The sequence below is a fragment of the Vibrio sp. 1159 genome (assembly GCF_033340395.1).
Classification (GTDB): Bacteria; Pseudomonadota; Gammaproteobacteria; order Enterobacterales; family Vibrionaceae; genus Vibrio; species Vibrio alginolyticus.
Map to the genome: position 1 here is coordinate 335,289 of NZ_JAWOWL010000001.1, position 13,839 is coordinate 349,127.

The following is a 13,839-nucleotide window of genomic DNA, read 5'->3' on the forward strand; positions in this document are numbered from 1 at the left end:
AAAATTGTCTCTATATTAATCGTTGAAGTGATGGTAAACAAATGACAGATAAAAATAAGTTGCCGAATGAGGGGCCAACTCTCTATATCGTACCGACTCCAATCGGAAATTTAGCGGATATCACCCAACGTGCTATCGAAATTCTGTCGACTGTGGACATCATTGCCGCTGAGGATACTCGACATACGGGCAAATTACTGTCTCACTTCAATATTCAAACCAAAACTTTTGCTCTACACGACCACAATGAGCAGCAAAAAGCACAAGTTTTGGTAGAAAAGCTGCTTTCCGGTCAGTCTATCGCATTAGTTTCTGACGCTGGTACGCCACTTATCAGCGACCCAGGATACCATTTGGTGACAAAATGTCGTCAAGAGGGCGTTAGAGTTGTGCCTCTTCCAGGTGCTTGTGCGGTCATTACGGCGTTAAGTGCCTCTGGCTTGCCATCGGATCGCTTTAGCTTCGAAGGTTTTTTACCACCGAAAAGCAAAGGTCGTAAGGATAAATTCCTAGAGATTGCTTCGGTAGAGCGTACGTGTATTTTTTACGAGTCACCGCACCGTATTTTAGACTCTCTACAAGACATGTTAGACGTTCTTGGCCCAGATAGAGAAGTTGTGTTGGCAAGAGAGCTAACAAAAACCTTTGAAACCATTCAAGGCATGCCGTTAGGTGAGCTGATTGAATGGGTGAAAAGTGACGATAACCAACAGCGTGGTGAAATGGTATTGTTGGTACATGGCCATCGTGAAACAACAGACGACTCACTACCTGAAGATGCTTTACGCACGTTAGGCATTTTGACCAAAGAGCTGCCTTTGAAAAAAGCAGCTGCTTTGGTGGCAGAAATACATAACTTGAAGAAGAATGCGTTATATAAATGGGGCTTAGAAAACTTAGACTAAGTGCCGCTAGCGAGATAAATGGTCAATGAGGGCTGATGTTTAGGCATCGGCCTTTTTATTATCTATTTTTGGCACCTTGACTAAAAAGTCATCACTTAGTGCATTCATTTCATCATATCTGTGATCTAACTAGACTCTGAAGTGAGAACTCTATACAATCCGCCCTCGGAGCTGACTGGGTAGTCGCTGCTTTGTTGATGTCCTTCGGGAGACTGACGTCGAAGTCCCTTTGGGAGACTGACGTTGACGTCCTTCGGGAGACTGACAAAGGGGAGGAAAGTCCGGGCTTCATAGAGCAAGGTGCCAGGTAACGCCTGGGGGGCGCAAGCCTACGACAAGTGCAGCAGAGAGAAGACCGCCGATGGCCTTAGGGCACAGGTAAGGGTGAAAGGGTGCGGTAAGAGCGCACCGGACGACTAGCAATAGTTCGTAGCAGGGTAAACTCCACCTGAAGCAAGACCAAATAGGCCTCCACATTGCGTTGCTCGCGTAAGGAGGCGGGTAGGTTGCTCGAGCCAGTGAGTGATTGCTGGCCTAGACGAATGGCTACCGCCGCGCAAGCGGAACAGAACCCGGCTTATGTGTCGGCTCCACCTATTCGAGACCCATCTCTACTTCGGTAGTGATGGGTTTTTTGCATTTAATTGACGCAAACTATGTCATTACCAATAAACTTGGCGTAAATCACGTCTAACTTTAGACTTGTGGTGGCGATGATGTAGGAAATCAGTACACTAAAGAATCGCTTCAAGATCATTCAACGAGAAAGCTATGACCGAAACCTTCCAACATATTTCCGTGTTATTAAATGAATCCATTGATGGCTTAGCTATCAAACCAGACGGCGTCTATATTGATGGAACATTTGGCCGTGGCGGTCACAGCCGGACAATTCTATCTAAACTCGGTGAAAATGGCCGACTGTACAGTATCGACCGTGACCCTCAAGCGATCGCTGAGGCAGGCAAAATCAATGACCCTCGCTTCACCATTATTCATGGTCCATTTTCTGGTATTGCTGAGTATGCTGAAGAGTATGGGCTAGTTGGAAAAGTGGATGGTGTTCTGCTGGATTTAGGCGTTTCTTCTCCTCAGTTAGACGACGCAGAGCGTGGCTTTAGCTTTATGAAAGACGGTCCGCTAGATATGCGTATGGACCCGACATCAGGTGTTCCAGTATCTCAATGGTTGATGGAAGCAGACCTCGATGATATCACTTGGGTCATTCGCGAGTTTGGGGAAGATAAACATGCGCGCCGTATTGCAAAAGCGATTGTTGCCTACCGTGAAGACGAAGAAAATGAGCCAATGGTTCGCACTGGTCAGCTGGCAAAATTGATTTCAGATGCCGCACCGAAAAGTTTTAAAGAGAAAAAACACCCTGCGACTCGTGCTTTCCAGGCTTTTCGTATTTACATCAACAGTGAGTTAGAAGAAATTGATACGGCACTTAAAGGCGCGGCGAGCATTCTGGCTCCTGAAGGCCGTTTATCTGTGATTAGCTTCCACTCTCTGGAAGACCGTATGGTCAAACGTTTTATCCGTAAAGAGAGCAAAGGGCCTGAAGTGCCACACGGTATTCCAATGACGGAAGAGCAAATTCGTGCTCTTGGTAGTGCGAATATGAAAGCGGTGAGCAAAGCGATTAAGCCAAGCAAACAAGAAATTGAAATGAACCCTCGCTCGCGCAGCTCTGTGTTAAGAATTGCGGAAAAGCTTTAATTATTATGACGAAACCCACTCCTAATCTTGCTAAGTTGATTGCGACGGATCTCCTCACCGTTGGTCGCTGGCCATTACTGTTGTTGCTATTGATCGTGGCATCGGCAATGGGAGTGGTATTTGCTACCCACCATGCGCGTCAAGCGATTACCGAGAAAGACCATACGTTGGTTGAACGAGAACGATTAGATAGCGAATGGCGTAACTTAATGTTGGAAGAAACTGCCCTCGCGGAACACAGTCGTGTTCAAGACCTTGCCAAAAAAGAACTTGAAATGAAACGACCTGATGGCGATAAAGAAGTGGTTGTCACGCTCAAATGATTAGAAAAAAATCCAACACGAAACAAGCCAATAAGCGTAAACCTGTAGCAAAAGAGAAAGCGGCTACGGGGGATAAGAAAAACGATAACAAAGCAGTGAAAGTGGCGGTCGAAGAATCTTTCTTGATTCGTTGGCGCTTCCATCTATTACTGTTTTTTGTTTTTTGTGCATTTGCCCTTTTGGTGGCACGCGTAGCCTACATCCAAATCATTGAGCCAGATAACCTGATTAAACAAGGTGACCTACGTTCGGTTCGTGTTAAATCCATTCCTTCTGCTCGCGGTATTATTTCGGATCGAAATGGTGAGCCGCTTGCTGTCAGTGTACCGGTTGAGGCTGTTTGGGCAGATCCTGCCACGATTTTTAAAGAAAACGCGTTAAGCCAGACCAAAAGTTGGCATGCATTAGCGGATGTTCTTGGTATTGACCGACAAGGGTTAATAGACAAAATCAAGCGCAATGAAAAACGCCGCTTTATCTACTTGCAGCGCCAGGTCAGTCCGGCCATGGCGAACTATATTCGTGAGCTAAAGCTGCCAGGTGTTGGCCTTAAGTCGGAATCTCGTCGTTATTATCCTGCAGGTGAGGTTAGTGCTCACTTAGTCGGTGTGACAGGCATTGACGGGCATGGCCTAGAAGGTGTGGAGCGTAGCTACGATGAGTGGCTCACTGGCGCGGCGGGTAAGAAAACTATTCGTAAAGACCGTTATGGTCGTGTTGTGGAAAACATTGCTTGGCAAGACAAGCAAGAAGGTAAATCACTTCAGTTAACCATCGATCAGCGCCTACAGGCGATTGCGTATCGTGCGATTAAGCAAGCCGTTGCGGACCACCGCGCCACTTCAGGTTCTGTTGTCATGTTGGATGTAAAAACGGGCGCCGTATTGGCCATGGTTAATGCTCCTTCTTACAACCCTAACAATCGTAGCGATTGGCAAAGCTATCAAATGCGTAACCGAGTGATCACGGACTCAATGGAGCCCGGTTCGACCATTAAGCCTTTCGTTATTTTAGCCGCCTTAGAAAATGGGATAGCCGATAAAGATACCATCGTAGATACCGGTAATGGTGTCCTACGCTTAGGTGGTAGTCGAGTCAGAGATGTCTCTCGCGTAGGCAAAGCGAGCTTGACCACGATCCTTAAAAAGTCGAGTAATATCGGTGTGACGAAGCTAGCAATGCAAATGCCGGTAGAGGCGCTTCTTGGGCTGTACAGTTCAGTGGGTTTTGGTGAGCTTTCTGGCCTAAACCTAGTTGGGGAAGTGACGGGTATTTTTCCTACACGAACTCGTTGGTCGCCAATTGAGCGCGCCACGATTGCGTTTGGTTATGGTCTATCAATTACACCAATCCAGCTAGCCCATGCTTATGCGACGCTTGGAAACCTTGGCAAATACGAGCCTATTCATATTATCGAAAGCAATGATCATGACATGTCACGTCAAGTGGTGAGTGCGAAGTATGCGCGTCAAGTATTAGACATGTTGGAAACCGTAACTCAAAAAGGGGGCTCGGCTCGCAGAGCGGCAGTTCCTGGTTATCGAGTGGGAGCGAAAACGGGTACATCACGTAAAGCTTCTGCTGGTGGGTACAGCGACGAGTACATCACCTACACGGCTGGGCTTGCTCCGGTTAGCGATCCGCGAATTGCTTTAGTAGTGATCGTAAATGAGCCTCAAGGCGATGACTACTATGGTGGTTCGGTAGCGTCTCCTGTTTTCTCTGAAATCATGAAAGGCGCGCTACAAATACTCAATGTTGCACCTGACGAAAACAAATTCCAACAGTAAGCTCTGTGGTTTACTGAGCAAACAAAATTAAGAAAACCTGAGCCAAAGCTCGGAGAACAAATATGACTAAAGCCATCAGTATGGACGTGCTGCTTTCCCCTTGGGTGGATTGCCCTAGCTTATCGTCCGTTCTTGTTTCTGAATTGGAGCTCGACAGCCGAAGAGTTCAACCTGGAACCACGTTTGTAGCAGTGATTGGCCATGTTGTGGATGGGCGTAAATTCATTGCCTCTGCAATTGAGCAAGGTGCAAATGCAGCCCTGGCGCAAGCCTGCGATGTCAAAACACATGGTACGGTGGAAATCATTGATGATGTTCCCGTCATTTACATCGATAGGTTGGACCAACGTTTATCCGCAATTGCTGGAAAGCTCTATGCTTACCCTAATATGGATTTGATTGGTGTCACCGGCACCAACGGCAAAACCACCATTACCCAGTTAATAGCGCAATGGCTAGAACTGCTTGACCATAAAGCGGCGGTAATGGGAACAACAGGAAATGGCTTCCTCAATAACTTGCAACAAGCTGCGAATACAACGGGGAATGCCGTTGAAATTCAGAAAACGCTCTCCTCTCTCGCAAATCAACAAGCCACATACACCGCGCTAGAAGTATCTTCTCATGGCCTTACGCAAGGTCGTGTCAAAGCATTATCATTTGCGGCGGGCGTGTTTACTAACTTAAGTCGTGACCACTTAGATTATCATGGCACGATGGAAGAGTATGCCAATGCAAAGCTTGGGTTGTTCACGCAACACCAATGTGAACGTGCCATTATCAATGTTGATGATGAAGTCGGTCATCAATGGGCGTCGCAGTTAAGTAATGCGATCGCTGTCTCGCTCAAGCCGAACACTGAATTTGAAAGCGCAATTTGGGCGACGGAAGTCAGTTACGCAGAGTCAGGGATTACTATTAAGTTCGATGGTAAATTTGGCTCAGGTGAATTGCACGCGCCTTTGATTGGTGAGTTTAATGCAACCAACTTAATGCTCGCTTTTGCGACCTTATTAAGCTTAGGTAAAGAGAAACAAGCGTTACTCGAAACCGCAGGTCAACTGCAACCTGTACTCGGCCGAATGGAGTTATTCCAAACTGAGGATCGTGCCAAAGTCGTGGTTGATTATGCCCATACTCCTGATGCTTTAGAAAAAGCGCTGCAAGCTTTACGAGTTCATTGTGAAGGCCAGCTGTGGGCTATTTTTGGCTGCGGTGGCGATCGCGATGCAGGTAAGCGCCCAATGATGGCGGAAATTGCAGAGCGTCTAGGCGACAGAGTGGTGTTGACTGACGATAACCCACGCAGCGAAGACCCGGTTCAGATTGTGAAAGACATGTTAGCTGGGCTGTCAAAACCTGCTGAAGCGATTGTTCAGCATGACCGCTTCAAAGCACTGTCTTATGCCATTGAAAATGCTTCGCCAAACGACATTATCTTGTTAGCTGGGAAGGGTCATGAAGATTATCAGATTCGTAATGGCGAAACGATTCATTACTCCGACCGCGAGTCCGCAATGCAACTTTTAGGATTGACCTCATGATCAAAGTAACGTTATCTCAAATTGCAGACATCACACGTGGCGAGCGATTCGGCGACGATCTACTTATCGACGCGGTTTCTACTGATACACGAACGATTGATCGTGGGGCTCTATTTGTGGCGTTAGTAGGGGAGCGCTTTGATGCGCACAACTTTTGCCAACAAGCGGTAGATGCAGGTGCCGGTGCTTTACTCGTAGAAAAACGCTTAGATGTGAATGTGCCGCAAATTGTGGTGTCGGATACCAAACTTGCATTGGGTGAGTTTGCTTCTTGGGTGCATCAAGCATGCAAAACACCTACCGTTGCCATCACCGGAAGTTGCGGTAAAACGACCGTAAAAGAAATGGTTGCGAGTATCCTGCAATTGAAAGGCAAAGTGTTATTCACGGCGGGTAACTTCAATAATGATATTGGTGTTCCGTTGACATTATTGCGCTCACAGCAGGATGATGATTATGCCGTGATTGAGCTTGGTGCTAATCATATAGGTGAAATTGCTTACACTACTCAGTTAGTAAAACCAGATATCGCGTTAGTGAACAATGTAGCAGCCGCTCACCTTGAAGGCTTTGGTTCTATCGATGGCGTGAAACAAGCCAAAGGTGAAATCTACCAAGGCCTTTCAGCTGGTGGTATTGCGATTGTTAACCTAGACAGCAATGGTGAAGCCAAGTGGGATGAAGTGTTAGCAGATAAGAAAGTCATTACTTTTTCACAAAGTAATACTGATGCAGACTTCTTCGCTTCTAACATCGTATTGAACGCCGCAGGTGAAGCAAGCTTTGACTTACATATCGCAGCAAGCTCACAAGAAATTGAACTGTCTCTGGGTATTATAGGTCAACACAACGTTGCGAATGCGATCGCTGCTTCTATTATTGCGTTACAAATGGGCGCCACATTAGAAGAGGTTCGTGCTGGCCTTAAACATTTGAACAAAGTGAAAGGTCGCGTCGAGGTTGAAGCGCTGAGCGAAAAGATAAAATTGATTGACGACAGCTACAACGCGAGCGTGCCAGCCATGAAAGCGGCAGTTGATTTATTGGCCGCTTTCCCAGGTCAACGCTGGCTGATTTTAGGTAATATGGCGGAATTGGGCGAGGAAAGTCTTGCACTTCATCGTCAAGTCGGGGAACATGCTGCCCCACAAAAATTTGAACATGTTCTCACATATGGTGCAGACGCCAAGGTGATCAGTGATCTTTGCCAAGGCATTCATTTTGAGACGCACCAAGAGATGATTGAATACATCAAGCAGCATCTAGACCAAGCCGTTCCTGAAAACCATACGATATTGGTGAAAGGAGCGAACGGTGCACGTATGTTTGAAGTCGCTGCTGCTTTGAAGGAGTATTATTAATGATTATTTGGCTTGCCGAGCTGCTACAGCCATACCTGTCTTTTTTCCGATTGTTTGAATACTTGTCTTTTCGAGCAATCCTAAGCGTATTAACCGCTCTAGGTCTGTCATTATGGATGGGACCAATCATGATCAAGCGTTTGCAAATGCTGCAAATTGGTCAGGTAGTACGTAACGAAGGTCCTGAATCTCACTTTAGTAAGCGTGGTACTCCAACTATGGGCGGTATCATGATCTTAGCGGCCATCTCAATCACGATTTTGCTATGGACAGACTTATCCAACCCATATGTATGGGCGGTATTGACGGTCTTGCTTGGCTACGGTGCAGTCGGATTTGTTGATGATTATCGTAAAGTGGTGCGAAAAAATACCGATGGTTTGATCGCGCGTTGGAAGTACTTCTGGCAGTCGTTGATCGCGTTTGTCGTCGCTTTCGCATTGTATGCTTACGGTAAAGACACAGCAGCAACTCAGCTAGTGGTGCCATTCTTTAAAGACATCATGCCGCAGCTTGGTTTGATGTATATCATTCTGACTTACTTTGTCATTGTAGGTACAAGTAACGCGGTTAACCTGACTGATGGTCTAGACGGTTTGGCAATCATGCCAACGGTTCTTGTTGCAGCAGGCTTCGCGGTTATTGCATGGGCGACCGGTAACGTTAACTTCTCTGAATACCTTCATATACCATACTTGCCACATGCTTCTGAGTTAGTTGTCGTATGTACAGCAATCGTAGGTGCAGGCCTTGGTTTCTTGTGGTTTAACACTTACCCAGCACAAGTGTTCATGGGCGATGTAGGTTCACTAGCGCTTGGCGGTGCATTGGGCACCATTGCTGTTCTAGTTCGTCAAGAGTTGGTGTTGGTGATCATGGGTGGCGTATTTGTAATGGAAACGCTATCAGTCATCCTGCAGGTAGGTTCTTACAAATTACGTGGTCAGCGCATTTTCCGTATGGCACCAATTCACCACCACTACGAATTGAAAGGTTGGCCAGAACCTCGCGTAATCGTGCGCTTCTGGATTATTTCTATGGTTCTTGTTCTGATTGGTCTTGCGACATTGAAAGTGCGTTAATCGCGCTTTCCAAGAACAAGATTTACAGTGTGATCAAATATGGAACGTTGGCAAAACATACATAGTGTTGTCGTCGTAGGGCTCGGTATTACCGGGCTCTCTGTCGTTAAACACCTAAGAAAAAATCAGCCACAACTTGTGGTCAAAGTCATTGATACTCGTGTAAACCCTCCAGGTGCAGAGCGCTTGCCGGAAAGTGTTCAACTGCATAGTGGTGGTTGGAATACGGACTGGCTTTCTGACGCGGATCTTATCGTGACCAACCCTGGTATTGCGCTAGCGACACCAGAGATCCAAGCCGTCTTAGCAAAAGGTACGGCAGTAGTTGGTGATATCGAGTTATTCGCTTGGGCGGTGCAGAAGCCCGTAATTGCGATTACGGGCTCAAACGGTAAGAGCACAGTAACCGACCTCACAGGTGTGATGGCTAAGGCTGCAGGTTTGGATGTTGGCGTTGGTGGTAACATCGGTGTGCCTGCACTGGATTTGTTAGAACAAGACGCAGACCTATATGTACTCGAACTCTCGAGCTTCCAGTTAGAAACGACGTCAAGCTTAAAGCTCAAAGCCGCTGCGTTTCTGAATCTTTCTGAAGATCATATGGATCGTTATCAAGGCATGTCTGACTATCGACAAGCTAAGTTGCGTATTTTTAACCATGCTGCTCTTGCAGTCGTGAACCGTGATGATCAAGAAACCTTCCCAGACGCAGAGATGCCATTGGTGACATTTGGCAGCGACAATCAGGACTTTGGTCTCGAGGTGGGTGGCAACCGTACTTGGCTGCTCGATCACGGTCAACGAGTTGTCGCAAGTGATGAGCTTAAGTTGGTTGGTAAGCACAACTTATCTAACGCTCTGGTTGCTTTAGCGCTATTAAAAGCTGCGGACGTAAACTATCACAAAGCATTGAATGCACTTAAAAATTACACGGGACTGACACACCGATGCCAGGTGGTTTCGGATAATCAAGGCGTCAAATGGGTGAATGACTCTAAAGCAACTAATATTGCCAGCACTATGGCTGCGCTATCTGGTTTGGAATCGACAGGCAAGCTCTACTTACTCGTTGGTGGTGTTGGCAAAGGTGCTGACTTCTCGCCATTAAAACCGATCTTCGCGACGCTTAACTTGCAACTGTGTTGCTTTGGCGCTGATGGCGATGAATTTATGCCACTGCATGAATCTGCAATACGTTTCGACACTATGGAAGATGTGATTCAACAAGTATCTTCGCAGTTAAAACCAGGTGATATGGTGATGCTGTCTCCTGCATGTGCTAGCTTTGATCAATTCGACAACTTTATGGCAAGAGGTGATGCTTTCGCTGCTCTTGCTCAGAAATATGCATAATTAAAGGTTACACACTTCGTGGGTTTAGGTAACGTTAAACGCAGTATTGGCAATTGGCTCAAGCATCCAGCCCCAGAGGCGATGTTTGATCGTCAGTTAGTGTGGATTGCACTGGGTTTGATGTTGACTGGTTTGGTCATGGTAACCTCTGCATCATTTCCAATCAGCTCTCGATTAACGGAACAGCCGTTCCACTTTATGTTTCGTCATGCGACGTTTCTCGTGCTGGCGTTAGGGACCTCCGCTGTTATTTTGCAAGTGCCTTTGCAAGAGTGGTTTAAGAAGAGCCATTACTTACTTTGGGCTTCTTTCGCACTGTTGATCATCGTGCTCTTGGCGGGTAAGTCGGTTAATGGTGCGTCTCGTTGGATTCCCCTCGGGCTGTTTAACCTTCAGCCAGCGGAGGTCGCGAAGCTATCGCTGTTTATCTTCATGTCTGGTTACTTAGTTCGAAAGCAAGACGAAGTACGACAAACGTTCTTTGGTGGCTTTATGAAGCCAATCATGGTGTTTGCCTTCTTTGCAGTATTACTACTTGGTCAGCCAGACTTGGGGACGGTCGTCGTGATGCTGGTCACGCTGTTTGGCATGCTTTTTATCGCAGGTGCAAAACTAACCCAGTTTCTCGCCTTGATGGTGGCAGGTATCGGCGCTGTGGTAGGTTTGATTCTCGTCGAGCCATACCGTATGCGACGAGTAACCTCCTTCCTTGACCCGTGGGAAGATCCATTTGGCAGTGGCTATCAGTTGACTCAGTCTTTGATGGCGTTTGGTCGTGGTGAATGGTTCGGACAAGGTCTCGGTAATTCAATTCAAAAACTGGAATATCTACCGGAAGCGCATACCGACTTTGTGTTTGCCGTACTTGCTGAAGAGCTTGGTTTCGTAGGCGTAGTGCTGGTCTTAATGCTGATTTTTAGCTTGGTGCTAAAAGCGGTTTACATCGGCAAGCGTGCATTTGAAGAAGGCGAAATGTTCGGAGGTTATCTGGCTTTCGGAATTGGTATTTGGTTTGCGTTTCAAACCTTGGTTAATGTTGGAGCTGCCGCCGGTATTGTTCCAACTAAAGGTTTAACACTTCCACTCATCAGTTATGGTGGTTCTAGTCTAATAATTATGTCCGTCGCAGTGTCCATACTACTGCGTATCGATTACGAATGCCGCTTGAAACGCGAGCAACAACAATCAGAACAACAAGCTAATGAAACAAAATAAACGTTTGATGGTGATGGCTGGTGGTACTGGCGGTCACGTATTCCCAGGTTTGGCGGTAGCAAAACAGCTTCAAGAACAAGGTTGGGAGATCCGTTGGTTAGGTACGGCGGATCGAATGGAAGCGGATTTGGTGCCAAAACATGGCATTGAAATCGACTTTATCAAAGTGAAAGGGTTACGAGGTCAAGGCGTTAAACGTCTTCTTGCAGCACCATTTCAAATTATCAATGCCATTATGCAGGCTCGTGCTCACATGAAACGCTGGCAGCCAGACGCAGTGCTTGGTATGGGCGGTTATGTTAGCGGCCCGGGTGGTATTGCCGCTTGGATGAGTGGTATTCCTGTTGTTCTGCATGAACAAAATGCAGTAGCAGGTTTAACGAACCAATGGTTATCGAAAATCGCTAAGAAGGTTTTTCAGGCTTTCCCAGGCGCTTTTCCAAATACCGAAGTGGTTGGGAACCCAGTTCGTGAAGACGTGACTCAATTAGCAGCGCCAACTGAGCGCATGCAAGAGCGCCAAGGTCCAATTCGCATTTTGGTGATGGGTGGCAGCCAAGGCGCACGTATTCTTAACCAAACTCTGCCAGAAGTGATGTCGAAATTGGGCGAAGATTACTGTATTCGTCATCAAGCGGGTAAAGGTTCCGCCGAAGAAGTGAATGCAGCATACCAAGCTAATGGTGTGGTAAATGCAGAAGTAATGGAATTCATTGATGACGTTGCAGAAGCTTACGCATGGGCTGACCTTTTAGTTTGTCGCTCTGGAGCGTTAACCGTATCTGAAGTCTCGGCGGCAGGTGTAGGCGCTATTTTTGTTCCATTCATGCACAAAGACCGCCAGCAAGCACTTAATGCAGACCACTTGGTGGATTGCGGCGCGGCGAAAATGATTGAACAACCAGATTTAACCGTTGAGTCTCTGACTCTGCAGATCCAACAATTGGATCGCCAAGCTTTACTTACAATGGCTGAGCAAGCGCGTGGCGCTGCAAAATTGAATGCTGACCGAGTTGTCGCACAAGCCATTGTCGCTTTGACCGAAAAGCGTTAACCGAATTATTGAGAATAGAATTGATGACAATCCAACATACACAAGACTTAGCTCAGATTCGCGCAATGGTGCCAGAGATGCGCCGCGTGAAATCCATCCACTTCATCGGTATTGGTGGTGCGGGCATGAGCGGCATTGCAGAAGTGCTGTTGAACGAAGGCTACCAAATCACAGGTTCTGATCTATCAGAGAACGCTGTGACAGAGCGTTTGGTATCAAAAGGTGCGACGGTATTTATTGGTCATCAAGCCAGTAATGTAGAAAAAGCCAGTGTGGTTGTTGTGTCAACGGCGATCAACGAAGAAAACCCAGAAGTGATGGCGGCACGTGAATTACGCATCCCTATTGTACGCCGCGCAGAGATGTTGGCTGAATTGATGCGATTCCGTCACGGTATTGCCGTTGCGGGTACACACGGTAAAACCACGACGACCGCTCTTGTTACTCAAATCTATTCTGAAGCCGGTCTTGATCCAACGTTTGTGAATGGCGGTTTGGTGAAAAGCGCAGGTACAAATGCGCGTCTAGGCTCGAGTCGTATTCTAATTGCAGAGGCAGATGAAAGTGACGCGTCATTCCTGCACTTGCAACCAATGGTGAGCATTGTTACCAATATCGAAGCCGATCATATGGATACCTATGGTGGTGACTTTGAAACCTTAAAGCAAACCTTCATCGATTTCCTTCATAATCTACCGTTTTACGGCCAAGCAATTGTTTGCATTGACGATCCTGTGGTTCGAGAGTTAATCCCACGTATTAGTCGTCAAGTGATAACTTACGGTTTTTCTGAAGATGCCGACGTACGTATTGAAGATTATCGTCAAGAGGGGCAGCAAGGCAAATTTACGGTAGTACGTAAAGGGCGAGCTAACTTAGATATCACGCTGAATATTCCAGGTCGTCACAATGCATTGAATGCGTCTGCTGCGATTGCGGTTGCTACTGAAGATGACATTGAAGACGATGCGATCCTAAAGGCAATGGCTGGTACGCAAGGTACGGGAAGACGTTTTGATCACCTTGGCGAGTTTGATACTGGCAACGGCCATGCAATGCTTGTTGATGATTACGGCCATCATCCCACAGAAGTGGATGTAACCATTAATGCAGCACGCAGTGGTTGGCAAGACAAGCGTTTGGTGATGATTTTCCAACCGCACCGTTATAGCCGTACTCGTGATTTATACGATGATTTCGCGAATGTGCTTGAACAGGTAGATGTATTGATCATGCTGGATGTTTACGCAGCGGGTGAAAAGCCGATTGCAGGGGCTGATGGGCGCGCTTTATGTCGCACAATTCGCAGCCGAGGCAAGGTAGATCCGATTTTTGTTCCAGAAATCGAGCAATTACCTTCAGTTTTAGCTAACGTTATACAAGACGGCGACCTAATCTTAACGCAAGGTGCGGGTGATATTGGTAAAGTGGCGAAACAGCTGGCAGGTCTTAAATTGAATATAAACAAGATGCTTGGCTGACACATATTG

11 protein-coding genes and 1 other RNA gene are annotated in these 13,839 nt (G+C 46.8%); all 12 read left to right on the forward strand.

Annotated elements, in window-relative coordinates:
• The first annotated feature begins 41 nt into the window (after positions 1-41).
• Positions 42-905 (forward strand): 16S rRNA (cytidine(1402)-2'-O)-methyltransferase, encoded by an 864-nt coding sequence (gene rsmI, locus R7127_RS01595; RefSeq protein ID WP_258484111.1) that lies wholly within the window; start codon positions 42-44, stop codon positions 903-905.
• 167 nt (positions 906-1,072) lie between these two features.
• An RNA gene (gene rnpB, locus R7127_RS01600) (RNase P RNA component class A) lies at positions 1,073-1,501 on the forward strand.
• Between the two features lie 175 nt (positions 1,502-1,676).
• A complete protein-coding gene (rsmH, locus tag R7127_RS01605; RefSeq protein WP_005372918.1) occupies positions 1,677-2,627 on the forward strand; it encodes a 16S rRNA (cytosine(1402)-N(4))-methyltransferase RsmH in 951 nt (316 codons plus the stop codon).
• Between the two features lie 5 nt (positions 2,628-2,632).
• Entirely contained in the window at positions 2,633-2,950 is a 318-nt protein-coding gene (ftsL, locus tag R7127_RS01610; protein ID WP_005387405.1) for a cell division protein FtsL, read from the forward strand.
• A complete protein-coding gene (locus tag R7127_RS01615; protein WP_005372922.1) occupies positions 2,947-4,740 on the forward strand; it encodes a penicillin-binding transpeptidase domain-containing protein in 1,794 nt (597 codons plus the stop codon). The genes ftsL and R7127_RS01615 overlap by 4 nt, the downstream gene beginning before the upstream one ends.
• Before the next feature lie 62 nt (positions 4,741-4,802).
• Complete coding sequence (gene murE, locus R7127_RS01620) at positions 4,803-6,284, forward strand: UDP-N-acetylmuramoyl-L-alanyl-D-glutamate--2,6-diaminopimelate ligase (RefSeq protein ID WP_213967414.1); 1,482 nt, start codon at positions 4,803-4,805, stop codon at positions 6,282-6,284.
• Positions 6,281-7,645: a UDP-N-acetylmuramoyl-tripeptide--D-alanyl-D-alanine ligase gene (locus R7127_RS01625; RefSeq protein ID WP_005387401.1), complete on the forward strand. Its 1,365-nt coding sequence runs from the start codon at positions 6,281-6,283 to the stop codon at positions 7,643-7,645. The genes murE and R7127_RS01625 overlap by 4 nt, the downstream gene beginning before the upstream one ends.
• Entirely contained in the window at positions 7,645-8,727 is a 1,083-nt protein-coding gene (gene mraY, locus R7127_RS01630) for a phospho-N-acetylmuramoyl-pentapeptide-transferase (RefSeq protein WP_005372931.1), read from the forward strand. Before R7127_RS01625 ends, mraY begins: the two co-directional genes overlap by 1 nt.
• A 39-nt stretch (positions 8,728-8,766) precedes the next feature.
• A complete protein-coding gene (murD, locus tag R7127_RS01635; protein WP_318141804.1) occupies positions 8,767-10,080 on the forward strand; it encodes a UDP-N-acetylmuramoyl-L-alanine--D-glutamate ligase in 1,314 nt (437 codons plus the stop codon).
• 18 nt (positions 10,081-10,098) lie between these two features.
• Complete coding sequence (gene ftsW, locus R7127_RS01640) at positions 10,099-11,295, forward strand: cell division protein FtsW (RefSeq protein WP_005372933.1); 1,197 nt, start codon at positions 10,099-10,101, stop codon at positions 11,293-11,295.
• Positions 11,282-12,349 carry an undecaprenyldiphospho-muramoylpentapeptide beta-N-acetylglucosaminyltransferase gene (gene murG, locus R7127_RS01645; protein ID WP_213869782.1) on the forward strand — a complete coding sequence of 356 codons (1,068 nt, stop codon included), beginning with the start codon at positions 11,282-11,284 and terminating at the stop codon, positions 12,347-12,349. Before ftsW ends, murG begins: the two co-directional genes overlap by 14 nt.
• Positions 12,350-12,372: 23 nt before the next feature.
• A complete protein-coding gene (murC, locus tag R7127_RS01650) occupies positions 12,373-13,830 on the forward strand; it encodes a UDP-N-acetylmuramate--L-alanine ligase (RefSeq protein ID WP_005387395.1) in 1,458 nt (485 codons plus the stop codon).
• The last annotated feature ends 9 nt before the right edge of the window (positions 13,831-13,839 follow it).